We start from the raw sequence: 25808 nt of genomic DNA on the forward strand, positions 1-25808 counted from the left end.
ACTCACGTTCTTTGAGGTTTCTTAAGGATTCCAGGTGGTTCTGGATTTCCTCCATCGTCGAGCGCTTCTCGTGAATCGCATTGACTAGCCCCATTGCAAACTGAAGTTGGAGTTCTGGGTTGGACTCACGTTCTTTGAGGTTTCTTAAGGATTCCAGGTGGTTCTGGATTTCCTCCATCGTCGAGCGCTTCTCGTGAATCGCATTGACTAGCCCCATTGCAAACTGAAGTTGGAGTTCTGGGTTGGACTCACGTTCTTTGAGGTTTTTCAACGATTCCAGGTGGTTCTGGATTTCCTCCATCGTCGAGCGCTTCTCGTGAATCGCATTGAATAGCCCCTTTGCATACACAAGTTGCATTTCTGGGTTGGACTCATGTTCTTTAAGGTTGTCTAAGATAACAATGAGTTTTGACGTTGAGAAATTAGCTCGGCCGACGACATTGACGGTCACCGATGCTCCGATTAGAACCGCATCTTGATCTTGACAGTTGTGTAGGCACGCACTGAGCATTTTCAGCTGACTATCCGATATTTCCTGCCCCGCCTCTGATTCTATTTCTAGGATTACCGCCAACTGGATCAATCGTTGTGCGTCGGACAGATCACGCTCTATAGCAGTATCCTTGGTTAGATCACCAAAGGACTCCCAAACGCGGTAAAGAAATGCGTCAAAGTTCGGATTAGCCTGAGCAACCTTCCAAATATTCTCTGCATCCGTCAACGCCCGATCCGTGAGCATCGGGCGCATAACGTCTCGAAGTCGCGAAAGGACCATCCATTCAGCAATTACGTCGGGACTCAGTCCAAAGACTTCTTGCCCCACTGGAGCTGTAACATCCTCCTGCAGGGAATTTAGACTAGCTAAATTTGGATTCGAGATGGATGTTGGGAAAAGATCATTAAAGCCAAGTTCATGTGCGGCTTCGAGCGCTTGTTGCCGCGTTGCTTTTCCGACAACCGAGGCATACATGGCAAGGTTGTATTCCTGCGGAGTGAGGTTGGCGTTCGCCCAAGAATCGAATTGACGGCGAACCATTATTTCTGTGAGTTCTTCTTTGCCTTTGTAGGCTGTTCTACCTTCGTGCAGGCCAATTGTTGCGAAGAGAACATACAGCGGTAGATTGGTAAGCCCCAATTTTCGGAGATTTTCGATCATGAGCTCGGCCTCTTCAAGAGGGAATTCCTCGTTTTCAAACCGCTTTTGCCAACATTCCAAACTGATCCAAAGTAGCTCTTGATTGGACATTTCGGGCAAAACGAGAATTGTGCCGGATAGATCGAGCTTACTGGAATTGAATACACCATCCTCTTCGTGTCCAGGTTCTTGATAAAGTTTTGGCTCAAGAGTGCGCATAGCCTCGGAATTCAAGACCATTGACCAGCGCAATGAAGTCGCTTCACGGGCGAGAAGGAGAACTCTGACGCGCACTCCAGCTCGCTTGAATTTCTCTTCGGACAAGGCAAGATAATTTAGAAATCTTCGAGTAAGTTCAGGCTTGTCGACGGCGTAGTCGAAAATCAGAAAGGTGTCGTGGGCCGGGGTCCATTTTGCAAAATCTTGATATGTGTCATCTGTGAGCTGCCCCACAAATCCACTGACCCAGCCCTCAAGACGAGCGAGATGAACGAGGTGCAGTGCGAATCGACTTTTTCCTGCGCCACCCGGTCCTGCAATCCTCCACCAGGAAAGTCCCGGTTTACCCTTAAGAAACGCGCCCACCCTTTTGATCTCCTCATCGCGGCCCCGAAACGAAACATATTCGTGCGCAAAATCGAAGAAGCGATTCGCACCAGGATCTTCGGGAATGGTAAAGAGTGGCTGCTGTCGCTCCTCGATAGCCTTGGAGATGCTCTCAAGTTCTTTGGCTTGGGCTTCAAATCCTGTCCCAATCATCTTGAAGAGGAGCTTATGAGCAAACTCGGGCTTTTCTGCCGCGACGTCGAGGAGCGAGTTGAGATAGTTCTTCCGAATGTACTCTGCAAGTCTAACTAGCTCGTCTTCGTTGAGTACTTGTGTTGCTTGGCCGCCCTCAAACTCCGTGAAGATGTATTTAAGGAGTTCGATCCACTGCACCACCTCCCCGCAGGGCTCATTTCGAATAGACACCGATGACTTATTGACGTGACGTGGTAGTTCATCAGTATTTATGGAGTCGACATCTTCGGCGAGCGTGGCCAGGAACCTTGGATGTAAGTCGCGGAGTTTTTTGGCTGCGACAGAGAATCTCTTGTCATTCTTATCGGTGGAATATGTTTCTATGAGTGCACTGAGAGTGAGAATGATGAGATGGGCCATGTGCCCATTGATGAGCCAGTCCTTCGCGCTCTTGTTCTTTCTGAAAACCCTTTCGACGAACGAGCTGGCCACATTTAGGCTAAGACCTGCCAGTACTTGGGTGCCAGCCGCACCATCGGTGCCCAATAAGCTCGGGTTCCCAGTTGCGACAAGTGCAACGCCTGTTAAGCCGATTAGCCAGGCAAGCGATTTTGCGCGATCCACTGTTTATCTTACACTGGCAAATTTATGTTTAGATAACACCCGGCGCGACATTACAATCGGTGACCCAGAATCACACTCTCTTTCCCTTGTTTGTGACGGTCATGAGAAAAGCTACCGGCGGATGCCAAGTAACATGATCTTCGATGACCACAGCAACATCAACGGCGGGTGAGAAGTGAATCTAACACTGATGGCGGTGATGCTACTCGCATCCGGGAGTTCGGGAAATGGAAGTGCGCCAAAGGCGCCGGAAGTCTGGAACCCGGGGCAGGGCAGAACCCAGGTCAACCTATGGTCTGGCAAGATCCCAAGCCCGGTGAAACTCTCCGAGCCCGAATCTCTGATTCATGTCACCGATAAGCCGGTCGGTGGGAAGCCTTGGTACGTGGTCAATAACGTTTCGACGCCCACATTGACCGTCTATAAGCCCACCCGATCGGTGACCAAAACCGCAATGATCGTATATCCGGGAGGCGGATACAACCTCCTCGCGATTGACCTGGAAGGGAGCGAAATCTGCGAATGGCTGAACTCCATCGGCATCACCGCAATCTTAGTGAAGTACCGCGTACCGACGCCAAAGGTCGGGAGATATCACGAGTCGCTTCAGGCCCTGCAAGATGCCCAACGAGCGATCAGTCTGGTCCGATCAAAATCCAAAGCGCTGAACATCGATCCCAAAAAGATCGGCGTGATCGGCTTCTCGGCTGGGGGGCATTTGATTGCGGCAGTCAGCACCCGGTTCAACAAAAGGTCTTATCCCCGCCAGGATTCCATCGACGACATCAGTTGCCGGCCAGACTTTGCCGTTCCGCTGTATCCGGGGCATCTTTCGCCAGGGAGCGAAGTGGGGCAAGGCTCGGCAGCAAAGCGCGAGGGCTTGACCCTGAACCCAAACATCAAGGTGACCAAGGACACACCACCAACATTCTTGGTTCAATCGCAGGACGACCCGGTCGATGATCCGCGCAACTCGCTGAGCTACTTCCTCGCGCTGCAAGAAGCAAAGGTGCCGGTCGAGCTCCACATGTTCTCGCACGGCGGGCATGCGTTTGGATTGAGAAAGGGCACCATGCCCGTTGGCGACTGGCCGAACTTGCTCGAGCGATGGCTCCGGCACATGAAGTTTTTGTGATAGGATGGGAAGGGATTGAAGATTGCCGAAGTGAAAGAAGGACATAGTGAGTGAGTTCTATCAAGGGCCAGAATTTGCACGAAGAGAGTTGTGATAATGTTTAAAAAAAGTAGTTGGTGGAGCGCCGCCGTATCCGTCGCAATATCTGGCGCTGCTGTCGGTTGCAACGGCAACACCGATCGATGTGTGGTATTTGATTTGACCCAGAAAAACTACTATCCTGTGGAAAATCAAGGGTTTACTATTATTCAAAATGTTAAGAAGTCTTTCCCAAATAATACGAACGAGATTGTTGTCCCGTTCAATCGTGCATCTGCAAAACTAGACTTCATGTTGGAACCAAGTATAAAGCTGAAGTGCCGCACCAGAGATGGGGAATATCCAATATTTGGACTAGATGACAAGAGTGTTCCAGAGGATGGGATCGAGAGATTCTGGATAACTTCGTATAAGGATGTCGCAAGCGATTGGCACCTTATCGTGTTTCGCGGTAGCAAGAGCGACGTTTTGAAGCAACTCGGAAATCGTAATTCTAAGTAGGACTTCCTCTTCCGGATACACTCTAATTGCAGGCAATAGTTGCATCTGCGCTTTCGCCGAGTGCACAATCTCATATAGAGGCGCAGATTCAAATCTAAAACATAGAGCCCCAAACTAGTCATGGTAGCAGGTGTCATGTATAGCAGAAACTCAAAGCCAAGAAAAAGACTCCGTCGTTTGCGAATCGCGCTGATGGCAATCGAGTTTCTTCTGTTGACTGGGCCAGCAATCCTCTATCTGGCTTATGCAGATCGCCTGTTAGGAGAATCAAAGAGTCCACCGGGCGATTTCAATCACACCCGAGCCGCATGGGAAGGCTGGAACCAGCACGAGCTATTCATTCGGCCACTGCAAGCAACGATTTGCATATCTTTGCTGATCTGGGTCGCATACTACTGGATCACTGGTCGCAAGCACAGTTGGTATATGTTGTTCGCTTGTGCATGCGTTGGATTGGGATCCATTTGGCTCATTCTTGCGTGGTGAATCACCTAATGCGTGTATGAGCCAGAGCGGTTTATCCATGTGGATTGAAATCCTATTAGCAACTACGTTCTCATTTTCAAATTCGATCACTTAGCGGGCGACCGTCTCGGAATCATCGCAGCCTCTTATCTCGACGAGTCAAGTTGAGGGAGTTTGAGACTCCAATGGATTTGCGACAGTTGGAGCTTCTTGGCTACACCACAAACATGACGCGATGAGAATCCATAATCGGCACGAATAAGCCCAACTAGGAACGATTTCCTGTCTGATCTGCTTGAAATGAGCAGTGTTTCTTCGCGAAGTGAAACTGTTTGTGTGGAGAGAGCTTCAATGCTCTCTTTTCCCCCTTTTCCTCTTCGCGGCGATGGGTCTGACCCTTTTCACCACGTTCGGACTCCCAAGATACGACGCCCTCTTTCTGCTTGCCCTCGGATTCCAGATTTATCTGATTCGGACCGGAATCGAGACACCCAAAGAAGCCTGGACCATCGCGGCTTTCCACCTGATCGGACTCGGTCTGGAGATCTACAAAGTGGGGCACGGCTCCTGGACTTACCCCGACGACGGGTTCAAAATCGCTGGCGTTCCTCTCTACAGTGGGTTCATGTACGCCAGCGTGGCGAGTTACATGATTCAGGGCTGGCGAAGATTCGAACTCACCATGCAGAACCTCCCGAAATGGCCATGGCTAGTTTTGGTCAGCCTCGCCATCTACGCAAACTTCTTTTCTGCGCGATTGTTTGGCGACGTTCGGTGGTGGATTTTTGGACTTGTTCTCGCGGTCTTCTCGCGAAGTTCGCTGGAGTTTACAACGCTGCCGGGCCTACGCCGGCGAATGCCAATCGTAGTCGCGTTCGTCCTGATCGGATTTTTCGTGTGGGTGGCCGAGCAGATTTGCACCCTCCTGAAGGCGTGGCAATACCCGTATCAGCGCGATGTATGGACTTGGGTTGACGCAGGCAAGCTAAGCTCTTGGATACTGATGGTGATCGTCAGTTTTTGCATCGTGGCCGCGCTGAAGCACGAATTCACTCCTCGGAATCTGCGCGAACCCGAGCGCGAAGACGCATTCGGCGTCGCCTGACTCTTCACAGCTGCCGGTTCGTGAACACCGGTTTAGGTGCTGACCGTCACGCTGGTTTTGGAGTAATTGGACTTGTGGTGAGAGTTTGGGGAGGAGGCAGTGCCGGGTAGCCGGCTCCAGCCCCTAAATGTCTCGGCAGAGCGGAGGAGAATGGTAGGGGGATTTGGGTGTCACGTGGCGGCTCGGCGGTTCGATAACAAACCTCTAAATGAACTCATTGCCTCCCCGCGAGAAATAGTGTTTACCGAGAGTTTTCTATTGTTTTCTCTCTGTTTTCATGTGTTTACTCACGGTTTTCATGTGTTTACTGAGAGTTTTCATGTGTTTACCGGGAGTTTTCATGTGTTTACCCACAGTTTTCATGTGTTTACTCGCAGTTTTCATGTGTTTACTGAGAGTTTTCATGTGTTTACTGACAGTTTTCATATGTTTACTGAGAGTTTTCTATAGAAACCCGAGAGAAAACACTGAATATTTTGGTCAAACAATAGGTTCATTTGAACCTGTTTCAAGGTGCGGGAAGGGCGTTTTGAACACCGGCATCCTCGCCACCAATGTCGGCGGCGGAAGCATGAGCTCAATCGAAGTTTTCGCCAGCGAGACCCGTGAGATCGCAATGATTGGGAGTAGGGCAATCGCTCGGCTTACGTCGAAATGAGAGATCTCAAGAGGTCTATGTCCTGATCTTTCGCCGAACTTCTAGCGCGCTAATTTTGTCGGCTTATCGGGAGGGGTGAGGTGTTCGAGGTCGCAGCGAAAGTCGGGAACGCCCGTCTCCAGAGCATTCAGTGTATACCGCTCGATCGCGCTATTCCTGGCTACAAGCAGGTCTCCTTTGGCATCCCAAGTCGCCCAGTCCACTTCCGGTCCAAGAAGGTCAGAGCCTTCTAATTGGAATTCGAACCTATATCCCCCAACCAAGTAGCCGCGGTAGAACATGCGAAGTATGGGATGTTGCTTTGTGGGTTGCCATGACCAGCCCGGATTGTCCGGGCAAAATAAGGCATAGCCCGAATGCTTTAGACGGATACCGACCCAATTATCTGAGGTTCCTTCTTGCTGCCAACCGTCTCGTTTTAACCTTAAGGAAAGGATATCATTTCCATAAACGCTCCAATCAAGCGGCAAGATTTTGAAAGGGTCATTCTCTAGACCAAAAAAATTCCTTATGCGACGCATCGCACTGTCAAAGTCGTTTGAATGTAAGGTTTTTTCGCTTGAGAAATACCCGCCACCAGTGTACATGCTACTATCAGAAGAATCGAGCACCGTTTTCAGCTGTGGCGGTTTACAAATCCCGGTCCAAGCCGCGCCCTTTGACCCCATGGCGAAGTAGACCATCCATTCGCCGTCCCAAGAAAGATCGCAATAATAAGGGAAGAGTCCTCCCTTGAACCACGATCCGTGCACCAATTCATCCGTTGTGGTGTCCCACGAAATGATGTGGAAAACCTTGCTGGGCTTGCGCCGAATGATCACCGCCTTCGACGCCTTGTGCGCGCGGAGGATGTGCATCCGAGCGTGCTTCCTGGGCTTTGTCCAGGCTTTGGGTAGGTCCTCTTCTCGGATCGGCTCTTTCATCTTATTGGCCCTTCAAGTTTAAACGATCCGAAGAGTCCTGAATCTGTTGCGCTAGGGCATAATCCCGAAATGCCTCCTTGGATTATTGCTCTCATCGCTGTGGCTGCGGTCGGTGGGCTGGGATTCCTCTGGATAGAGTCCCGACCACAACACAAATTCATTGATGCGGCTGGCAACGCGGATATCGGAAAACTCCGCGCGTGGATCGACAAAGGAGTGGAGGTCAACCTGCCGGGATTCATGGGCTTGACGGCGTTGAATGCTGCTGTCCAAGAGGGGCGACTTGAGAACGTGAAGTTGCTTTTGGAACGAGGAGCAGATCCGAATCTGATTTCGATGAAGCAACTGCCATTAGGACTCGCTGCATCAGAAAACAAGAACGAAATCGTGGCGTGTCTGCTGGAGCACGGGGCCGACTTCAACAAGCCTTCGTTCCTGAAGGTAACGCCGCTCCAGGAAGCCATGACGGCAGGCAACTGTGAGGCGATGAAGATGTTCATCGACCGCGGCGCGGACGTTAACGGCAAGTCCTCTTTTGGGGACCCACTGCTGAGTTCGCTGTTGCTCACTCTGGTGGGGACGCGGGGCGAAGATGGTCGCGCAAAACTCCGGGCGATGGTCGAACTTCTTCTGGATCATGGCGCAAATCCAAATGTCCGAATGACCACGGGCGTACCCGCGATCATGATCGCGATCGAAGATCCCTTGACTCTGCGCCTGATGGTAGAGAATGGTTCGATCACTCAGACGAGCTACGACGGTATTGATCTGGAGCCAGAAATCCAGGCAGCTCTCGCCACATTGGAGCCGTAGACGGTCGTTGTTTATACAGATTTCGCAAGAATCCCTTATACTAAGGCATGCGCTGTTTTCTTTGCGTGGCTACGGTTTGTGCTTCGGCATTCTCGTTTGCGTCGTTTGACCTGATTTTGGTCACTGACTTTGCCGAGGACTGTGTCCATCGCTACGACGGCGACACGGGCGTCTATCTTGGATCGTTCGGCCAGGCATTTCTCGACGGTCCAAAGGCGATCAGCTTGGACCAAGCCAACAATATGGTGGTTGTTGAGCATGTCAATGGCACTAGCGCTTTCAACTACAACACCGGCACACACCTGTTCACCAGCGTCGTATTTGCCAACTCAGGCGACTCTACTTTCATTGGTTCGACCTATTTCCGGACGATTGGATCGGTCTCCACATCAGCAGTGGGCAGGATCACAAACATTCAGACAAGCACTTCACAGTCAATCCATAATGGTTCCGTTGTTGGGCCGTGGTCTGGAATTGCATCAGACGTTAACGGAAAGGTGTTTGCCGTCGAAAGCACCAGTGGCCGAGTGCTTCGATGGACACCAGGAATAACTGCGGCTGAAGAGGCAATTTCTGGGACAACTGTGATTCGAAGCGGATTGGGCTCTACCGGTGGCTTTATTTTGGGCCTAGGAGCGACGGGAGAAATGGTTTCGGTGAATTCGACCTCCATGGCCGTAGCAACAGGCACCGTTCCGTTAGGTACCGCCTGGACCTCTGCTATTGACGCTGCCGCTGGGCACGGCAGTTCGGCTTGGGGTCTTGGCATGACTGCCGGTGGCGCGATTATCCAAAGCTACGCTAAGCATCCCACTACGAACCTCTATCGTGGGCTCAACCGAATCAGTGCAACGCAAATGACGACGCCATCCGCGATGGTTGTTGTTGTTGCTCCAGAACCAAGTGCGATGCTGGGGCTCGGTGTTGCGGTTCTTGCCCTGCTCCGCCGAAGGCAGAAGTAGTCTTCACGGGTTGGAAGCAGCGTAGTGGGGCGTAAATTGGCGGCCCCGGAGGGAATCGAACCCCCGACGCCCTCCTTAGGACTGACATTTATTAGGTTCAACGAACTAGGCCGTTCGTCCGTCGTTGAACCTAAATGTCCACATTTTTCCACCGCGTTAGAGAGACCTTGGAGAGACAAGAAATGAGCTCAATTGCGGCAATGTGGTCTGAATATGCGCTTGACTAATCTGCCAAACTCATTCCATGTCTGAGCAAGTAGAAGCGCCGTCGCGCCGGGAGGTCTTCTTGAGCAGCACGCTGCTGGGAGGCCTCACAGATGAACAGGTCGGGGAGCTTGTGGTGAACTCTCGGATGGCACATGCCGAGAAGGGCGAGACGATTTGGCTTAGCGGTAGCAGTGTCTCTTTTTTTGGCGTCGTTGGTACTGGTTTTATTAAGATGACTACAGTGGGGCCAAGCCATCAGGAGATCACGACGGAAATCATGGGGCCCGGGCACGTGTTCGGTTTGTTAGGGGCCATCGATGGCACAGGGTGCCCGCAGTCAGCCAAAGCGATCACCGGATCCTGGTATCTCAAAGTGCCGAAGGCAGGCTTTTTGCCGGTCTATGAGAAGAACGTCGTTTTGAAAGAACAGGTTTTCAAGCGCACTGCGCACCGGCTAAGACAGTCATTCGACCTCATCGCCCACCTCTCAGTAGGGACGGTTGAGCAACGCGTGGCGGCGGTGCTTCTCGTACTCACGCGGTCGTTTGGGCGAGAGCTCCCAGAGGGAATCTTGTTGGATGTTCCTCTCACGAGGCAAGAGATTGCTGAACTCGCTGGTACGACCGTAGAGTCCACGATCCGCATCATTAGCCGTTGGCAGAAGCAACAGTGGATCGAAACCCAAGCGCGGCACATCCTTGTGAAGGACCTGGACAAATTGCTTCAGGCTGTGCGTTAGGTTCAACGATTTACCTGGGTGTCATGAACTATGACGGATATCATGGCGCGTGGTCTGTCGCCGTGCAACCATTCTCATTGTGAGTGAGCGGCAGTTCTACTTAGACCCAAGTCGGTGCATCGGTTGCAATGCCTGCGTTCAGGCGTGTGCCGAGTGCGACACGCACCCGGGCGTCTCGATGATTCACTTGGAGCAAGTACAGCGCGCCGATACCGTGCAGACAACGCCGATCATCTGCATGCATTGCGATGAGCCCGCCTGCGCGATGGTTTGCCCGGCGGATGCAATCAAGAAAACCCCCGACGGCGTGGTGCAAAGCTCGCTTAAGCCGCGATGTATCGGATGCACGAACTGCGTTTTCGCCTGCCCATTCGGTGTTCCGAAATATGACGTGGAGGTGGACCAGATGATGAAGTGCGACATGTGCTACGACCGTACTTCCATCGAACTGAAACCCATGTGTGCTACCGTGTGCCCATCCGGCGCTCTGTTTTATGGGACGCCCGAAGAGCTCGCCGCCGAACGCTCAGGAACTCCAATTAACGAGTTCATTTTTGGCCTTAAGAAGATCACCACCAAGGTTCATCTAATGATGCCTCAAGGGACAAAACGGCTCGCAGTCAAGCCGAATGCCGTCGTTCGCCGGTCTGACCTTCTGACCGCCGTGCGACAAGTGGAGCGCTAAACCAACATGAACGACAAGCTGAAAGAAGATTTTCCGATTGAGTGGGAAGACGACCACTTTGTGACCCGACGTGAGTTCTTCAAGTTTCTCACGTTAGCAAGTGGTGGTGTAGCCGTTGGCACGGCAGCACTGGCAGCTTACGCCCAAATTCCGAGGGAGGAAATCAAGTTTGAGGCCGCAAAGATATGCTCGACTGAAGATTTGAAGCCCGGTTCCGCCCTGGCTTTCAGCTTCCCGCGACCTGGTGATCTGTGCATTCTAGTCAGGAAGCAGGACGGCGAATTTGTTGCCTTCAAACGGCGGTGCACTCACCTTTCTTGCCCCGTGGAGTACGAAGTCAAGAACGAGCGTGAGCTCCTCTACTGCCCATGCCACAACGGTGCTTTTTCCTTGGACGACGGTAGCGTGGTTCAAGGTCCGCCGCCGCACCCCCTTCCCCAAGTTAAGATCGAAGTTCGCGGTAGCGAAATCTGGGCGACTGGTGCAATCAAAGGTGACCACTAGTGAATACGCCGCAATTCCATCGCCGTCGCCAAAAAGCAGTCGTCTTCGTCGGTTTTTTGCTGTTTGCGATGATATTGTTTCTCATCCAGCTTTGGCTGTTTGTGATGATCCTCGAAAAGATTTTGGCTGGAAGAACAGAAATGGTTCTCCCAGCCGCCATTGTGAGCATCGTGCTTTGTGCCGTCAACGTTTGGATGTTGATCGGCACAAAGCGACTCATGAACTATCGCTAGTCTTTGTGGCCTTAAGATCGGCGGGCGCGCTGTGGTGCGGCGGGGGCGTTTCCAGAATGCCCTTCAGCGTGAGCAGACCAATCATCAAAATGATCCCGATGCCGGTGACAATGACCCACTGACGCCGAGCTGGGTGCCTTGATTCCGACCGGTCGAGCCATGGGAGGAAAATCATTCCCAGGGTGACCCCAGTGGGAACGACGAATGTGGCGACCAATTCCCACCCGGACGGCATGATCTTCAAGAGTTCATAAAGTCCCAAGAAGTACCATTCCGGGCGGGGGGCGAACTCGACTTGGGTTGGGTTGGCGACGGCTTCCAAGGCTGGTTTGAACGCCAACGCCAGATAGACCAGAAACCCGACGCCCACGAGCTGCACGACTGCATCTTTGAACAACTGATCCGGATAAAACGGAACCGGTTTTCCGCGACGTGGCAAAACTGGGCCCGCAATGTGGTGCCGGCGGACCAAGTAAAGGTGGATCCCCATGAGGCCGATAAGAGCGGCCGGGAGCGCCATGACGTGAAGCGCATAAAACCGGGTAAGCGTTAGTGAGCCAACTTCCGCGCCACCACGAACCAAGTAGAGCAAAGCATCTCCGACAAACGGAATCGTGGCTGCAATTCGCGTTCCGACCACGGTCGCCCAATATGCCTTTTGGTCCCAAGGCAACAGGTAGCCGGTAAAGGAAAAGGCGAGGATGACTTGAAAAATGAAGACGCCTACAAGCCACGTCAGTTCTCGAGGTTTCTTATAGCTTCCCCAGAAGAACACCCGCAACGTGTGAGCCACAACCGCCATCACGATCAATGTCGATCCCCAGACGTGAAGTCCACGCACAAAGTTGCCGAGCGGAACTTCGGTGTTGATGTGCTTTACGCTGTCGTACGCGGTTTCAGGGCTTGCAGAGTAGTACATCGCCAAGGCAAACCCGGTGATGAATTGGAACGCCAGAAGCGTCATGAGCAAGTTTCCGAGCGTTTGCCACCATCCGACGCCAGGGGGCATGGGTTCGTCAAGATTCTTTCGAACGAACCCATACCATCCCAACCGCAGGTCTAACCAGTCTCGCAAACTGGGTCGCGCGAGTCTAAGTTCTTCTTCTGGATGAGTCGTCACCCGGGTTTCATCGGCGCGCTCTTCAGGGGAGATCGTATGTTCTTTTATGGGTAAAGGTGTTCTTGCCATGGAATTAAACCTCTCGATGGAGCAAGATGTTGCCGCCCTCCACTTTTACGAGGTGACGAATGAGACCCTTGGGCGGAGGACCGGAGACGACGCCTCCATGCTTATCAAAAACCCCTCCGTGGCAAGGGCACAAGAAGCGATCCCGATCTACTTGATATTCCACGCGACAACCAAGGTGGGTGCAAGCAGGATCAATGCACATCACTTGTTCCCCATCACGGCGGACATAGATCGAGTACTCCCGATCCACCACGTGGTAGCCATCCTTAGTCCGCATTGAGTATCGGATTTCCGTGGCGCGACCGTCCGGGATTTCTTCGATCCTGGCGATCTTCACCCATCCTTTTTTTCCTCTCTGGTTCATTGGGGAGGTGACGAAGCCCATCACCGGGCCGACGATGGCACCCACAATCCCGACATTGATCACCGCGACAATCGCCCCGAGCATCTTCCGACGTCCGGGCGACATTTCTTCTTGTTCGAGGGGTGATTTGCCTAGGTCTTTGCAGCATTCACATTCTTTTTTATTGGGTTGATGGCTCATGAGAACTCCTTAAGGGAAATAGCGGAGGACCGTCTTCTGATCCGTGTAGTCTGGGCCCAGCGACTCCATTACGCTGTCCACGATGGCCTGCGACTTGTGGTGGCGACCGGGTGAAGGCTCTCGGTCAAAGCCAATCTCGACCCCACTGGCCGACACCGCCTCGGTGAGCCGGGTTATGGAAGCGAGGATAGGCACGACCCACGCATGTTGGAATCGGGAGAACGGCGCGGTGAGGATGAGGAGGGCCACCACAATCAGGTGATAGATGTAAATGGTCAGCACCCACTCGCTCAGATTCATCCGTGCCACGCCCAGCGTGAGGAAGCCCGCCAGCGCGGAATGGAACATTAGATTGACGAATAAGAAATCGCCACTCAAGGTAAGGCCATTATCGATGTACTGATCTGAGCGATAACGGTACATGACGTACATGATGCCAATGAGTAGCATCAGGCCCGAGATGATCGGCAAGGCTTTCAGCGGGTGTTCGAACGGTAAGTCTCCGCGCGCGGGGTTGTAGATGGCCATCAAGATATCGGCCAGCAATAAGCCGCAGAACCCATAGAGCATCAGCCCATGCATGAACCAGCGATGCTTGTTGTCTTTCCAGAGCGAGGCCACCAAGAACCCGTCGACAATCAAAGACACTAGGACCACGGTCGCACTCTTGAACACGCCAAATTTCTTGATTTGAGGCCAGAGACGACCGATGCCAGTTGGTCGGACCCATTTTTCGAGCCTCCAAAGTCCCAGCATGAAGGCGATCACGGAAACGCCCAGGAAGATTCGCCCGACATTCCTCGTCGTCAACACCTGGGAGACCTTGAAAGCGAGCGGGACCTGATCCTCCTGATAGGGCTTTTCCAAAATTTCTTGAAATATCTTTTGGGCGTCTGCGTCGGAGAGGTCGGCCGTTGTGGTCGCTGGCATCATGCCTCTGCCCTTGCGAATGATCTGCATGAACGTGGCAATGTCCAACTTCGTTTTGGCAATGGGTGGACCAAGGCCGCCCATCGCCGATTGCCCGTGACAACCCATGCAATTTGAAGTCGAATAGAGTTCGTTTGGAACTGCTATGGGTGGCTTAGTTGGACTACTTTGGGCGAAAGAAAGCACGCTCGCCACGCCCAGTATCAATGCGATGAAGAGTCGGTTCATGCCTTTCCTCCTTCAGACTCCATGGGGATTGGGGCGTCTTGGCCCAAGGTAGAAGACTTTTGCTCGGCCATGACCCCGAGATACATTCCTGCTGGCTTGGTGCCCGCTTCGGGCAAGAGTTTGAACGGAATTCGTCCCGTCCTTTCTTGTTGTTCGGCGATGAAGTGGTTGATGACACTATCGGGTTCATCGAGGTCGCCAAAGATGCGCGCCGTGGTGGGGCAAGCCACCACGCAAGCGGGGTCAAGCCCCTCGTCTACTCGGTGCGCACAATAGGTGCATTTGCGCGCTTTCGCCTCCGCGATTCGCGGTTTGACGTAGTCCCTTTCATAAGGCTCGTCTTGATTGAGATACCACTTGTCTCCATCGCGGGATAGGTAGATGTTGCCGTAGGGACAAGCAGAGACACAAGCTCCTGTTCCCCGGCAACGATTTTGATCCAGCACGACAATGCCGTCGGGTCGGCGAACAATGGCTTTGTTCGGACAAGACTTGAGACAAGGCGCGTCTTCGCAATGATTGCAAAGCACCGGGATGTAAACGCGCTTCACATTCGGGTAGGTGCCGACTTCCACGTTCAGCACACGCGCAAAGAAAACATCCATGGGGGTTCCGTTTTCTTGTTTGCAGGCCAGCGTACAAGCGTCACAACCGATACACCGTGTTAAATCAATGAGCATCGAATAGCGGGCCATCACTTCACCTTCCTAATGTCAACTCTGGTGTCCTTCCAGTGCTGACCCGGTGCATAGACCGCGGGCAGGAAATACGTTTCGTGGGTTTCTTTGATTTTTTGGTGAGAGTGAACGGCATGGTACTTCCCGCTCGCGAGATACCGATCCCACCAGGCGTGGTCCACGCAAAGCACCCCTGGTTTGATCGCTTCGGTCACGAGCGCCCATAGTTGATAACTTCCATTTTCGTTGAAAATCTCGACCTGATCACCATCGCGAATCCCCTTCTTCGCCGCATCTTTCGGGTTGATTTCGACGACAGGCTTCCGGTTCACGTTCAAAAGCAGCGGGTTATTGCTGTGGGTCGAGTGAACGCGCCACTTCGAGTGAGGGGTGACAATGCTGAAAGGCTGCCGCTGATCTTGATCCGAGAGGTGGTCAAATGCGGGGCGATAGAGCGGAATCGTTTCCCCAAGTTTTTGATAGGAGCTTTCCTCCTTGTAAAACTCCATCCTGCCCGTCTTGAGGAACTCGCGTTGGGCTCCCTCTGGGAAAGGATAGGCGCGTGGTGGAAACAGCTTATCGTCGTGAAATTGTTCATCGAGACCGCATTCAGGATCGTGCACCTTGAGGCGGACGGGCCCGGCCTCGAGTTGATCAACGGTGATCCCTTCGACTTCCGGCCCACCCGTCTGCAGCATGAGGTCAATCACTTCCTTCTCGTCAAAGTCGATTTCTTTGAGTTTGGTCGGATCAATGCGCTTCACCAGTTCTTTCGCCATCCAAAACTCGGTACGGCTGCCATATTGCGGCTTCACCACTTCTTGTTGGACTTGCAAATACGGGTGACAACTCGTCCCGACCAGATCCACTTTCTCCCAAAACGTCGGGGCGGGAAGCACGACGTCGGCGTACTCGCAGGTCGGGGACATGGAGAAGTCGATCGCCACGAAAAGCTCGGTGTTATCAATCGCTTGACGCAGGGGACCTGAAAACTCAGTGACCAGCGGGTTAGCGTGAGAGACGATCAGTCCCTTGATTCCGCCCGTAGGAAACTTGATCTTGGAATTGATCGTGGAAGTCGGTCCGCCCAGTACGAAGTAATGCATAGGGACGGAGTTTGGTCGCTTGCCATTCGGGAACCACCAGCTAGAGACATCCAAACGGAAGTGGTGCTGACCCGAGTAGATCGAAACAGATTCGCCGGGTTTGCCGTGGGCTCCGACGAGGGTGGCAAAAAGGAGGATGGAGCGGATGGTGAGGTCACCGTGAAGACGGTGATTGACCCCCATCCCGATCACGATGGAGCTTGGCCGTTGGGTGGCAAAATCGCGAGCGAGCTTGCGAATCGTCTCCGCGGGAATATCCGTGTCTTTGGCGACATTTTCTGGGGAGTACATCGGCTTGCAGACTTCGTCCTCCACGAGTTCAAACGCAGGCCGAACGCGCACTTTCTGGCCCTGAATATCAACCTCACGAGTGCCATGGAAAGCAAATCGAACTCCCTCGGGAAGTTTCAAGGAGTCCATGGGGAGGACAAAGAGAGCATCCTGCGCTTCGTCCCACACAACAAACTCGGACTCGGTCCCCAAGCCCACGTCGCTGGCGCGGAGTCGCATCCCGTCGTCCTCTCGAACGAGCGTCGCCATGTCTGTGTACTTTTCCAAGAACTTCCAGTTCACAAACTGCTCTTGGATGAGAACTTGGCAGAGCGACAGTGCCAACAGCCCATCCGTACCAGGGTGAATCGGCAGCCAAAGGTCAGCACCTTTCGCGGTTTGGCTGCAGCGCGGGTCAATGCAGACGATTTGGCAGTTGTTACGTTCTTTGGCGTGCTTGGTGAGGAATTTCGCATCAGGAATGCGGGTCTGGAAGACGTTGCTCGACCAAAGTATCACCGTTTTGCAGTGAGCCCAGCTCTTCGTTTCGCACTCCACGCAGTCAATTCCGACTGTCTGCGTGAACCCCATGGAGATGTCGCCGTTGAAGTCATAGGCAGTGGCGAATGACATTCCGAGAAGCGATGCCATCCGTACTTGAGCACCCTTTTGGACATATCCCGTCCCAACAACTTGGTTGAAAAGGAGCACACTTTCCATCCCAAAACGATCTCGAATCGAAATCATCTTGGAGGCGATGTAGTCCAGTGCCTCATCCCATGACGCATCTCGCCACTTGCCTTCGCCACGCTCTCCGACACGGATCTTGGGTTGCTTGATTCGGTCAGGTCCGTAAATCAAGTGCGTCATGGACATCCCGCGCAGACATCCGCGTGGGTTATATTCCTCACACGGATAGTCGGCTGCCGGCTTGAGATCGACAATAACGTCGTTGACGACGGTGGCTAGCCACCCACAGGCGCCCGTGCAATTGGGGCTGTCGGTTGTTCGCACGACGCGAACACTTTCATCGCGCTTGGGCTGTTTAAACCGGCCGGGGACTGCGTGTCGAGTTGCCATATGTAGTCGCTCCGTGGCTATTGCCACTAGCAACTAGTGTGAGGCGCATAGTACAAGCTTTCTATGATCTAAATCATGAAAACTGTGTTGTTTCAAGAATTTCTGAGGCAGACTAAAATGGGTGGTAAAGACGCAGTTATTTATTGTTTGTTATTGGGATTGATAGCGAGCAAATCTGCGTTGCACGATTTCGGCCCGGCTAGGGCAGGTTTCCCACCGGCGATGCTCCATTTTGAGAGCTTCTTGAGCCAAGGTGGCCTCCTCATCGGGGGTCATGCGGGATTCAATCGCGGGAAATAGCAGTCGTTCTTCCCAGCGAATGTGATCTTCAAGAGCTTGCCCAAGCGGTACGCACGAAGTCGGCAATTCGCTGATGAGCTGTTCGATCTGCCGGTGGTCTTCATATAGTCGGGCAGAATCTGCACCGGCGAGCGGGCCGAGGAGCCGCTCCTCCTCGGCAAAGTGGTCGGCAAGCTCCCGCTCCCAAGCCGCACGAGCCAGTGCGGGAGCGTCCGGACGCTCCTCTCTTAGCGCACGAGCGAGGTGCAGGCCGTCATTATGATCCCGAGAGAATGGCTCCAGCGCAAAGGCCCGTTTCATTGCGGTGTCTCAGACTTCTCGATCTTCACGCAGGCTCGTTTGTATTCAGGGATGCCACTGACGGGATCGTAGGAACGGATGGTGAGATTATTTGCCGCCTTACGCCCGGGCCAGTGGTACGGGATGAAAACGGTGTCGGGGCGAATCGTGGTGACCACTTTCGCCTGAAGGACGACTTCGCCGCGCCGACTCGTGACGCGCATCCAATCCTTATCGGCAATACCATATTGTTCGGCCAACGTCGGGTGGATCTCCACGTAGGGATCGGAACAGAGATCAACCAACCCTCCGATCCGGCGAGTTTGTGTTCCACTCAAATAGTGCGACACAACGCGCCCGGTTGTCAGAACCACCGGGTACTCGTCATCCGGTTCTTCCAGCGGCGGACGGTACTTCACAGCATTGAAGTGGGCTTTGCCGTCTGGGGTCTCAAATTTCAGGTCCTCCCACAGGCGGGGGGTGCCTGGGTGGCCAATTTCGGGGCAGGGCCAAAAGACGCCGAGCTCATTCTCGATTCGCTCGTAGGTGATTCCGTAATAATCAGCGGTTCCGCCCTTGCTCGCCACTCGCAATTCGTTGAAAATGTCCTCCGAAGTCTTGAAGTGGTCAAAAAACTTGCCTCGTCCAAGCCGCCGAGCGAGTTCCAAGATGATGTCGGTGTCGGCCTTGGCGTTTCCAGGAGGATTGACCGCCTTTTTGATTCGGATCACCCGCCCTTCGGCGCTGGTGCTGGTTCCATCCTCTTCTTCGTGAAGCGATCCCGCCATCACGATGTCGGCATGGTGGGCTGTTTCATTCAAGAAGAAGTCGATGGCCGTGTAGTGCTCCAGTTTGTTGAGAGCCTCGCGGGTGAAGTTGGAGTCCGGAAGCGACACGAGCGGGTTGAAGCAAATAGAGATGAGGGCTTTGATCTCACCGGCGTGGATCATTTCCATGATCTCGGGTGCGGTGTGGCCCTTGCCCGGGAGTTCTTCGTCGGTGCAGCCCCATACCGAGCAGATGTACTCGCGGTGAGCCGGGTTTGAGATATCCCGGTTCCCAGGGAGCTGGTCGCATTTGTGGCCGTGTTCGCGCCCTCCTTGACCGTTGCCTTGGCCCGTAATGGTTCCGTATCCGCAGCCTTTGCGTCCAATCCGTCCGGTGGCGAGAACGAGGTTGATGCAGCTCACCACGTTGTCCACGCCTTTGGAACTGTGCTCGATCCCGCGTGCGTGCATCAAGAAGCTGGTCTTGGCTTCACCCCACATCTTTCCGGCTCGAACGATGTCTTCGACCTTGATTCCGCTGATGCGGCTCGCCTCTTCCAGCGGAAGCGCAAGAGCCGCTGCTTTCGTTTCTTCCCAGCCCGAAGTGAATTCCGCGATAAACGCTTCGTTGGTCAGTCCCTCTTCGATTAAGACCCGGAGGATGCCAAGGAGGAGGGCTGAATCCGTCCCCGGCAGGACGGGAAGGTGAAGATCGCAGGTGCGGGCGATGGGCGTGACGCGGGGATCGATCACGATGAGTTTCGCGCCACGATCTCGGGCCCGCCAGATGTAATCGGTCGTGACGGGGGAACACTCGGCCACGTTCGTTCCCGCAAGGAGAATCACTTCGGCGTGAACGATGTCCTCCCAGTAGTTTGAAGCTCGGTCAAGCCCGAACGCCTTTTTGTTACCCGCCCCAGCGCTCACCATACACAGGCGACCGTTGTAGTCAAGGTTAGCAGTCTGCAAGCCAAGCCGAGCGAATTTCCCGATCAGGTAGCTTTTTTCATTAGTGAGAGACACACCCGATAGAAACGCCACGGAGTCCTTGCCGTATTTGGCTTGAACTTCCTGGATGGCCTTGATGGTAGTGCTGAAGGCTTCTTCCCAAGAGATGGAGATGAAACCTTGTCCTGGCACGTTTTTCATCGGGTTGAGAAGTCGATCAGGGTGGCCGCCTTGCAGGTATCGCTTCACCCCTTTAGGGCACAACTTACCTCGATTAAAAGGGAACTCCTCCCAAGGCTCGAACCCGATCACTTGGTCTTTCTTGACCTTTAACTGGATCCCGCATTGCATGCCGCAGAAGCAACAGTGCGTCTTCACCAGCTTGTCGGGATCATCCCTGCCCACCCAACCGCCTGGAGGTGTGTAGGCGGGGTGCGGACCGAAATCTTCGATCAGCTTCTCGATTGAGACAGGGGGCTTAGCCATATCTGAAGTTTAGTATCGTTAGGGAGGATGCCGCTATGACAGGCGTCATAGCCCCAATCCCTTCTGGAGCAGCTTAGCCACAGCAAGTAGCAAAACCAATCCCAACGCTCGCCGAAGGGCAAGACTTGATACTCGATTGGCTCCGAGGAAGCTTCCACCGACTGCGCCAAGAATGCCAACTGTGATCAGCGGCCAGAGGCTCAGGCTTTCTCGCAGGAAATCAAAAGGTCGAGCCGAGAGACCGGCCAACGAGTTCGCAAAAATGAAACCCGCCGAAAGGGCTGCCACTTTGTGCGGCTGCGCCCACCGATTCAGAATCATCAATGGAGACAAAAAAATCCCTCCGCCGACCCCGACAAGCCCGCTCAAGAAACCAATGCCAGCCCCCGACCCCACAAGGATAGGACGAACCGGTGGTTGGCTCTCGCCGTCTTTCGCGGGAACGCTTAAAATCAGCACTCCAGCGGCATAAAGAAGCACCACCGCAAGAACGAGGTCTTGGGTTCGGTTCTCAAACTTGAGGCGACCCCCCAAGAAGGCAAAGGGAACCGAACCCAGCAAGAGCGGCCACGCGAGATTCCAATCAAAATGCTTCGCTCGCCCAAATACCACCAAGGTGATGCCTGCGACAAAGACGTTGAGAACGAGCGCTGTTGTGGCCCCGACCGCGCTCGGAATCGCGGTGAATGCAAGCAGCGCGAGGTATCCCGAGGCTCCGCCATGGCCGACCATACTGTAGCCAAGGGCCACAGCGAAGACTCCAAAAAAAAGCCACGGCTCAATCACGTTCAAGGCACTCGACTCCTCCCTGGAGCGAGAAGACGTCGCGAACACCCCGTGCCCTGAGGTCGGCGACGAGGCGGTAACTACGCCTTCCGGAGGCGCAAACGAACAAGGTAGGTCGTTGCCATTCGACTTCGTAGCATTCCGCCATAGGCACTCGATGATGGGGCCGGGTGAGCTCGGGAGTTTCGTTAGGCTCCCGAATATCCACCAACTCAAAGCTTGCAAGATTGATGGAGGTTGCATCTACGTCCCAAACGCTACCCCCGGAACTGAGTTCACTGGAGGACTTGCGACGGATCGTGGTTGCTTCTAAGGTGCGGAAATCAAACAAGAGCAATTTGTCGTCCAAGACCGGCAATCCAAGGATGCCTTTGATGACTTCGTTTGCTTGGAGTACCCCCATCAACGAAGGCACAACGCCGAGTACCCCTGATTGGGCGCAGGTTCCAACACAGTGGTCGGGAGGCGGTTCGGGAAAGAGATCGGCAAGGCACGGTCCTCCGGGCCGAACCGTCATCAGTTGACCTTCAAATTGGTGAACACTGGCGGTGACCAGGGGGCGGCCGAGCCTCTGGCAGACGCAGTCGAGCAGGAGCTTTGTGCTGAGGGAATCGGTCCCATCCACGATCCAGTCGTAACCGGAAATGAGTTGTTCGGCATTACCTTCAGCGAGGCGCACTGGAAATAGCTGAACCGACAGTTGGGGCCGAAGCCGACGCGCGAATACCGCCGCCCGCTCGACCTTCACGCGCCCGATATCGGAGGCGGCAAACAAGGTTTGGCGATGAAGATTCGAGAGCTCAACCAGGTCGGCGTCTACCAGACCCAGCGTCCCGATGCCGGATCCAACGAGTGAAGGCAGGCTCCCGGCCGCAAGGCCCCCCACCCCGACCAGTAAGACCCTCGCCCCAGCAAGCGCAGCTTGACCCTCGGGTCCGACTTCGGAAAGTCGCATTTGCCGGGCAAACATCTCATCGTCCACCGGGCTAGAAGCGGCTTCACCGGGAACAACCCACGCAGCGACCCCGCTGGCGTAGGTTTCGCGCTTCCAAATGGGAACCCGCCACTTGAGCTGGTCCATGATCCACTCGCAGGCTTCAAAGGCCTCTCGCCGGTGGGCTGAGGCCGTTTGCACGACGACCGCCGTATCGCCGATGGCAAGTTGCCCGACGCGATGGATCACTCTGGCTTCCAAAAGCCCAAAACGTTCTATGGCCTCTTGAACAAGCACCTCTCCCTGGGCAATTGACATTTCGGGGAATGCTTCATATTCAAGCCCAACGACGGACTGCCCCTCGGCGTGATTCCGTACTTTGCCTTCAAAAACGACGAATCCGCCGGCTTCATCGTGGGCTATTGGCTCAGCGGCAATCGGGGCACTGCTGAGTGAGAACTTCATCCGCCTGCCACCGGGGGAATCAGGACGAGCTCTCTACCATCATGTAGGGGGGCAGCTGGATCGACAAACTCATGGTCAATTGCAACTCGAATCAGTGCGGGCGGAAGACCGAGCCGGTGCTCGGCGATGAGCGTTTCGACGAGTTCGCCCACGGTCTCGCATGGGGTCGTTTTCTGTTCAACGGCAAGCCCACGGCGCTCTCGCAGGACGGCAAAATAGCGGACAGTGACGGTCTTCATCGGTTTCGATTCCATGGGAAAGGCAAGAACTCGATGTTCTCGCCTTGGGCCAACGTGATCCCATTGGGGTTGATCCTTACAAGTCCGTCGCTCTCCAATAGGCCAAAGTTCGCGTGGGAGCCAATGACGTTTAGGATCACAACCTCACCGCTGGGTAGTAGCTTCGCCGGGAGAAACTCTTCGCGTCCCGGCTTCCTATCCATCTTTCTCGCGACTTGCCTGGATTCACGGGGCAATTCATCACCGAGCCAGGCACTGACGAAGATAAGGAAGCCCACCCAAGTCGAAAGCGGATTCCCTGGGAGGCCAAACCATGCTTTCCCATCTTCGCGCGTTCCGAAGGCAATCGGCTTGCCCGGTTTCACGGCGACCCCATGGAACTTCACGTTGAAGCCCGCCTCTTCCATGGCCGAAAGAACAAGGTCATGCGCCCCGACGGAAACTCCGCCGGTCGTGATGAGGAGCTCGGAACTTTGGATCGACTCGTGGATCTGGGTGTGCAGCTCTTCTTGAGAGTCCCGGGCGTGCCTCACTTGTGCGTCGATGCCTCTGAGGGCCAAAGCTGAAGACAGGGCGGTCGCATTGGAATTGAAGATCTGACCGTCTTGGAGTGACTGGCCAGGCGGCACGACTTCATTCCCGGTGCTGAGGATGGTGACATTGGGCAGACCGCGGACTTCAACCGTGGCAAGTCCGCAACTCGCGCACGCGGCGAGATGGGGTGGTGTCAACGTCGCTCCCTTCTGCGCGACGAGATGCCCCACCGGAGCTTCTTCAGCCTGAAGCCGCACATGCCCGCCCTTTCGAACTTCTCCCACGAGCAAGCCGTCTTGTTCCGAAGCGTCTTCTTGCGCGATGATGCCGTAGGTTCGGGTTGGCACGGGGGCTCCTGTGAAGATGCGCACGGCCTCACACGGCTGGATACCCCCAGGAGCCGTCGCCCCCGCGGCAACCTCACCAACGATTTCCCAGGGCCCTTCCGGACTCCCGACGGCGAAGCCGTCCATGGCAGAGTTATCAAAGAGCGGTATATCAAATGGCGAAACAACATCCTTGGCCAACACCCGCCCCAACGCGTTGCGCAGTTCCATTCGTTCCGTTGGGAAACTCGGGCGATGATCGCGAATAATGGAGAGCGCCTCATCGACGGTGATCACGGATGGCCCTCCCCAGCGAGCATCGAATGAACGTGCAACAGGCTCGGCATCAGGCAGACCATGGCATCCTCGCACGCTCCCGGACTGCCCGGAATTGCCAGCACAACCGTTTCTCCAATGATCCCAGCCAAGGGCCGAGCTAGCATGGCGGTGGGTAGCCGTGAGTGGCTGTAGGATTGGAAGGCAGCGACCACACCAGGGAGGCTTTTTTCGAGGAGCGGTGCGATGGTATCAGAAGTGATATCCCTCGGGCCAACTCCAGTGCCTCCGCTGATCACGAGCAACGAAACACCTCTTTCAGCGGCAGCGCGAACCTCATTAACCAGCAATTCCGATTCATCGGGCAGAACTTTCACCGAGACAGAGCCTGCGCCGTGGCCCTTGAGCGCCTGCTCAAGGGCCGGGCCGCTGCGATCTTCGTACTCGGCACGATGCGCTCGATCTGACATCACCAGAACTTGTGCGCTCCAGTCGCTAAGCTTGGGAAGATCGCTCTTCCCTCCAGTCTTGGAAAGAAGGCGGACGCCGACGATTTCCATGTCGTCGTCGATCATTTTCAGCATGTCGTAGAGGGTGAGCACGGCGGCAGCGGCCCCGGTCATGGCCTCCATCTCAACCCCGGTTTTGCCCACAGAGACAACGAAGACCTCGACCACGATCCGGTCTGCTAGAAACTCAAACTCGACCCGCACATGCTCAATCGGGATGTTATGGCAGTAAGGAATCCACTCGGTTGTTTTCTTCGTCGCCTGAATCGCCGCAACCTTAGCGACGGGAACCGGGTCTCCTTTGGGAGTATCGCCATTCTGCACGCGCCGAATCGTCTCCTCGCTCGCCGTGAGTTCAGCGCGAGCGAGGGCCGTTCGCTTGGTCGTGTTCTTAAAAGAAACGTCTCTCATCCGCCGATTTGCACCATTGTCAAGTTATCTCGTTGAGCCCAGTTTCGCATCGGTGGATGGGCGCTCCACTTGCCATCGAGGCACTCTTGAACGGCTATCTCTAGTTCTGATTCGGGTGCTCCTCCTCGAATCAAGTCCCGTAATGAGACGCTGGGCGGTAGGAAGAGACAAGATTTGAGCTGACCGTCTGCCGTCAAGCGAAGGCGATTGCAACCTGAACAAAAGCTCTCGGTCACGCTTGACACAAAAGCGACCCGGCCTGCGGAGCCACCGATGACATACTCCCGGGCAACACCCGAGGCCCCATAGGCCAGGGGTCGAAGCTCAAAGCGCCCGGAGAGCCGGGTTCGAATCTCAGCGGAAGAGACGACCTGGTCTGCGTTCCAACCGTTATCGAGAAAAGGCATGAATTCAATAAACCGGACGGTCAGATTGTGCTCGCGTGCAAACTCGCCGAAGTGGATTATTTCATCCTCATTCACTCCGGGAAGAACCACCACGTTGATCTTCGTCTCTAGCCCCGCCGCATGGGCCGTCCCAATTCCGTGGAGAACCCTGGATAACTCGTTGCGCCGTGTGATCTCAAAGAAGCGATCCTGCCGCAGCGTATCCAAACTTACATTGACGCTTGCCAGCCCAGCCGTCTTGAGCGCCACTGCGTCTTGGGCCAAGCGGGTTCCGTTCGTTGTCAATGCAAGCTGGTTCAGACCCGGGATGGCGGCAAGGGATTCAACGAGACTAATGTAGCCCTTGCGCAGGGTTGGTTCGCCGCCGGTAAGCCGGATCTTCCGCACGCCACGCTCCACGAAGAACCGAGCAAGACGCTCAATCTCCTCAAAGCTCAAAATTTCTTCGCGCGGTTGCCAGACCACACCTTCTTCGGGCATGCAGTAGACGCACCGAAAATTGCATCGATCCGTGATCGACACCCGAAGGTAGTCGTGGAATCGACCAAACCGGTCCGTCAGCACGTCCGCATGGTTCACGGCTGAATTGTGCCGTAAGCCGCCCCGTGGAACCATGATATCCATCATAAACCTCGCCGAGAGTGCAGG

At 54.5% G+C, this 25808-nt stretch carries 25 protein-coding genes; 10 read left to right on the forward strand and 15 right to left on the reverse strand.

What is annotated here, in order from left to right; all coding sequences use genetic code 11:
• Positions 1 to 2500 (reverse strand): hypothetical protein (locus tag J0L72_08270; protein MBN8690772.1); only part of this gene is annotated, 2500 nt, incomplete at its 3' end.
• A 175-nt stretch (positions 2501 to 2675) separates the two neighbouring features.
• Between J0L72_08270 and J0L72_08275 the strand changes: the two genes are divergently transcribed.
• From J0L72_08275 to J0L72_08290, 4 genes are all read left to right on the forward strand, one after another.
• Positions 2676 to 3635, forward strand: coding sequence for an alpha/beta hydrolase (locus tag J0L72_08275; GenBank protein ID MBN8690773.1), 960 nt, complete (start codon positions 2676 to 2678; stop codon positions 3633 to 3635).
• Between the two features lie 96 nt (positions 3636 to 3731).
• The gene (locus J0L72_08280) at positions 3732 to 4175 is read left to right on the forward strand and encodes a hypothetical protein (GenBank protein MBN8690774.1); all 444 of its coding nucleotides are present in this window, start codon (positions 3732 to 3734) and stop codon (positions 4173 to 4175) included.
• A 192-nt stretch (positions 4176 to 4367) separates the two neighbouring features.
• Positions 4368 to 4661 carry a hypothetical protein gene (locus J0L72_08285; GenBank protein MBN8690775.1) on the forward strand — a complete coding sequence of 98 codons (294 nt, stop codon included), beginning with the start codon at positions 4368 to 4370 and terminating at the stop codon, positions 4659 to 4661.
• Positions 4662 to 4947: 286 nt separating this feature from the next.
• Positions 4948 to 5745, forward strand: coding sequence for a DUF817 domain-containing protein (locus tag J0L72_08290; protein MBN8690776.1), 798 nt, complete (start codon positions 4948 to 4950; stop codon positions 5743 to 5745).
• A 699-nt stretch (positions 5746 to 6444) separates the two neighbouring features.
• Here J0L72_08290 and J0L72_08295 read toward each other — a convergent pair.
• On the reverse strand, positions 6445 to 7326 hold the full coding sequence (locus tag J0L72_08295; GenBank protein MBN8690777.1) for a hypothetical protein: 882 nt from the start codon (positions 7324 to 7326) through the stop codon (positions 6445 to 6447).
• A gap of 69 nt (positions 7327 to 7395) precedes the next feature.
• Here J0L72_08295 and J0L72_08300 point away from each other — a divergent pair, with 69 nt between their 5' ends.
• The 6 genes from J0L72_08300 to J0L72_08325 all read left to right on the forward strand — a co-directional run bounded on the left by J0L72_08300 (position 7396) and on the right by J0L72_08325 (position 11469).
• A complete protein-coding gene (locus tag J0L72_08300) occupies positions 7396 to 8139 on the forward strand; it encodes an ankyrin repeat domain-containing protein (GenBank protein ID MBN8690778.1) in 744 nt (247 codons plus the stop codon).
• A 47-nt stretch (positions 8140 to 8186) separates the two neighbouring features.
• Positions 8187 to 9101 carry a PEP-CTERM sorting domain-containing protein gene (locus tag J0L72_08305; GenBank protein MBN8690779.1) on the forward strand — a complete coding sequence of 305 codons (915 nt, stop codon included), beginning with the start codon at positions 8187 to 8189 and terminating at the stop codon, positions 9099 to 9101.
• A gap of 244 nt (positions 9102 to 9345) precedes the next feature.
• Entirely contained in the window at positions 9346 to 10047 is a 702-nt protein-coding gene (locus tag J0L72_08310; GenBank protein ID MBN8690780.1) for a Crp/Fnr family transcriptional regulator, read from the forward strand.
• 79 nt (positions 10048 to 10126) lie between these two features.
• Positions 10127 to 10732: a 4Fe-4S dicluster domain-containing protein gene (locus tag J0L72_08315; protein MBN8690781.1), complete on the forward strand. Its 606-nt coding sequence runs from the start codon at positions 10127 to 10129 to the stop codon at positions 10730 to 10732.
• Between the two features lie 6 nt (positions 10733 to 10738).
• Positions 10739 to 11236, forward strand: coding sequence for a Rieske 2Fe-2S domain-containing protein (locus tag J0L72_08320; protein MBN8690782.1), 498 nt, complete (start codon positions 10739 to 10741; stop codon positions 11234 to 11236).
• A complete protein-coding gene (locus J0L72_08325; GenBank protein MBN8690783.1) occupies positions 11236 to 11469 on the forward strand; it encodes a hypothetical protein in 234 nt (77 codons plus the stop codon). The genes J0L72_08320 and J0L72_08325 overlap by 1 nt, the downstream gene beginning before the upstream one ends.
• Here the strand turns inward: J0L72_08325 and J0L72_08330 are convergent.
• The 13 genes from J0L72_08330 to moaA all read right to left on the reverse strand — a co-directional run bounded on the left by J0L72_08330 (position 11453) and on the right by moaA (position 25775).
• On the reverse strand, positions 11453 to 12658 hold the full coding sequence (locus tag J0L72_08330) for a cytochrome bc complex cytochrome b subunit (protein ID MBN8690784.1): 1206 nt from the start codon (positions 12656 to 12658) through the stop codon (positions 11453 to 11455). The genes J0L72_08325 and J0L72_08330 overlap by 17 nt on opposite strands.
• 4 nt (positions 12659 to 12662) lie before the next feature.
• Positions 12663 to 13127 carry a Rieske (2Fe-2S) protein gene (locus J0L72_08335; protein ID MBN8690785.1) on the reverse strand — a complete coding sequence of 155 codons (465 nt, stop codon included), beginning with the start codon at positions 13125 to 13127 and terminating at the stop codon, positions 12663 to 12665.
• An 84-nt stretch (positions 13128 to 13211) separates the two neighbouring features.
• Positions 13212 to 14360 carry a cytochrome c gene (locus J0L72_08340; GenBank protein ID MBN8690786.1) on the reverse strand — a complete coding sequence of 383 codons (1149 nt, stop codon included), beginning with the start codon at positions 14358 to 14360 and terminating at the stop codon, positions 13212 to 13214.
• Positions 14357 to 15055, reverse strand: coding sequence for a 4Fe-4S dicluster domain-containing protein (locus J0L72_08345; GenBank protein MBN8690787.1), 699 nt, complete (start codon positions 15053 to 15055; stop codon positions 14357 to 14359). Before J0L72_08345 ends, J0L72_08340 begins: the two co-directional genes overlap by 4 nt.
• Positions 15055 to 17493: a molybdopterin-dependent oxidoreductase gene (locus J0L72_08350; GenBank protein ID MBN8690788.1), complete on the reverse strand. Its 2439-nt coding sequence runs from the start codon at positions 17491 to 17493 to the stop codon at positions 15055 to 15057. Before J0L72_08350 ends, J0L72_08345 begins: the two co-directional genes overlap by 1 nt.
• A 150-nt stretch (positions 17494 to 17643) precedes the next feature.
• A complete protein-coding gene (locus J0L72_08355; protein ID MBN8690789.1) occupies positions 17644 to 18093 on the reverse strand; it encodes a hypothetical protein in 450 nt (149 codons plus the stop codon).
• The gene (locus tag J0L72_08360; GenBank protein ID MBN8690790.1) at positions 18090 to 20273 is read right to left on the reverse strand and encodes a molybdopterin oxidoreductase family protein; all 2184 of its coding nucleotides are present in this window, start codon (positions 20271 to 20273) and stop codon (positions 18090 to 18092) included. Before J0L72_08360 ends, J0L72_08355 begins: the two co-directional genes overlap by 4 nt.
• A gap of 45 nt (positions 20274 to 20318) precedes the next feature.
• Positions 20319 to 21023, reverse strand: coding sequence for a sulfite exporter TauE/SafE family protein (locus J0L72_08365; GenBank protein MBN8690791.1), 705 nt, complete (start codon positions 21021 to 21023; stop codon positions 20319 to 20321).
• A gap of 28 nt (positions 21024 to 21051) precedes the next feature.
• Positions 21052 to 22458 (reverse strand): ThiF family adenylyltransferase, encoded by a 1407-nt coding sequence (locus tag J0L72_08370; GenBank protein MBN8690792.1) that lies wholly within the window; start codon positions 22456 to 22458, stop codon positions 21052 to 21054.
• Entirely contained in the window at positions 22455 to 22697 is a 243-nt protein-coding gene (locus J0L72_08375) for a MoaD/ThiS family protein (protein MBN8690793.1), read from the reverse strand. The genes J0L72_08370 and J0L72_08375 overlap by 4 nt, the downstream gene beginning before the upstream one ends.
• The gene (locus tag J0L72_08380) at positions 22694 to 23854 is read right to left on the reverse strand and encodes a molybdopterin molybdotransferase MoeA (GenBank protein ID MBN8690794.1); all 1161 of its coding nucleotides are present in this window, start codon (positions 23852 to 23854) and stop codon (positions 22694 to 22696) included. The genes J0L72_08375 and J0L72_08380 overlap by 4 nt, the downstream gene beginning before the upstream one ends.
• Complete coding sequence (gene moaCB / locus J0L72_08385; protein MBN8690795.1) at positions 23851 to 24753, reverse strand: bifunctional molybdenum cofactor biosynthesis protein MoaC/MoaB; 903 nt, start codon at positions 24751 to 24753, stop codon at positions 23851 to 23853. Before moaCB ends, J0L72_08380 begins: the two co-directional genes overlap by 4 nt.
• Positions 24750 to 25775 carry a GTP 3',8-cyclase MoaA gene (gene moaA, locus J0L72_08390; GenBank protein MBN8690796.1) on the reverse strand — a complete coding sequence of 342 codons (1026 nt, stop codon included), beginning with the start codon at positions 25773 to 25775 and terminating at the stop codon, positions 24750 to 24752. The genes moaCB and moaA overlap by 4 nt, the downstream gene beginning before the upstream one ends.
• Positions 25776 to 25808: the final 33 nt, after the last annotated feature.

The organism is Armatimonadota bacterium, assembly GCA_017303935.1.
GTDB lineage: Bacteria > Armatimonadota > Fimbriimonadia > Fimbriimonadales > Fimbriimonadaceae > JAFLBD01.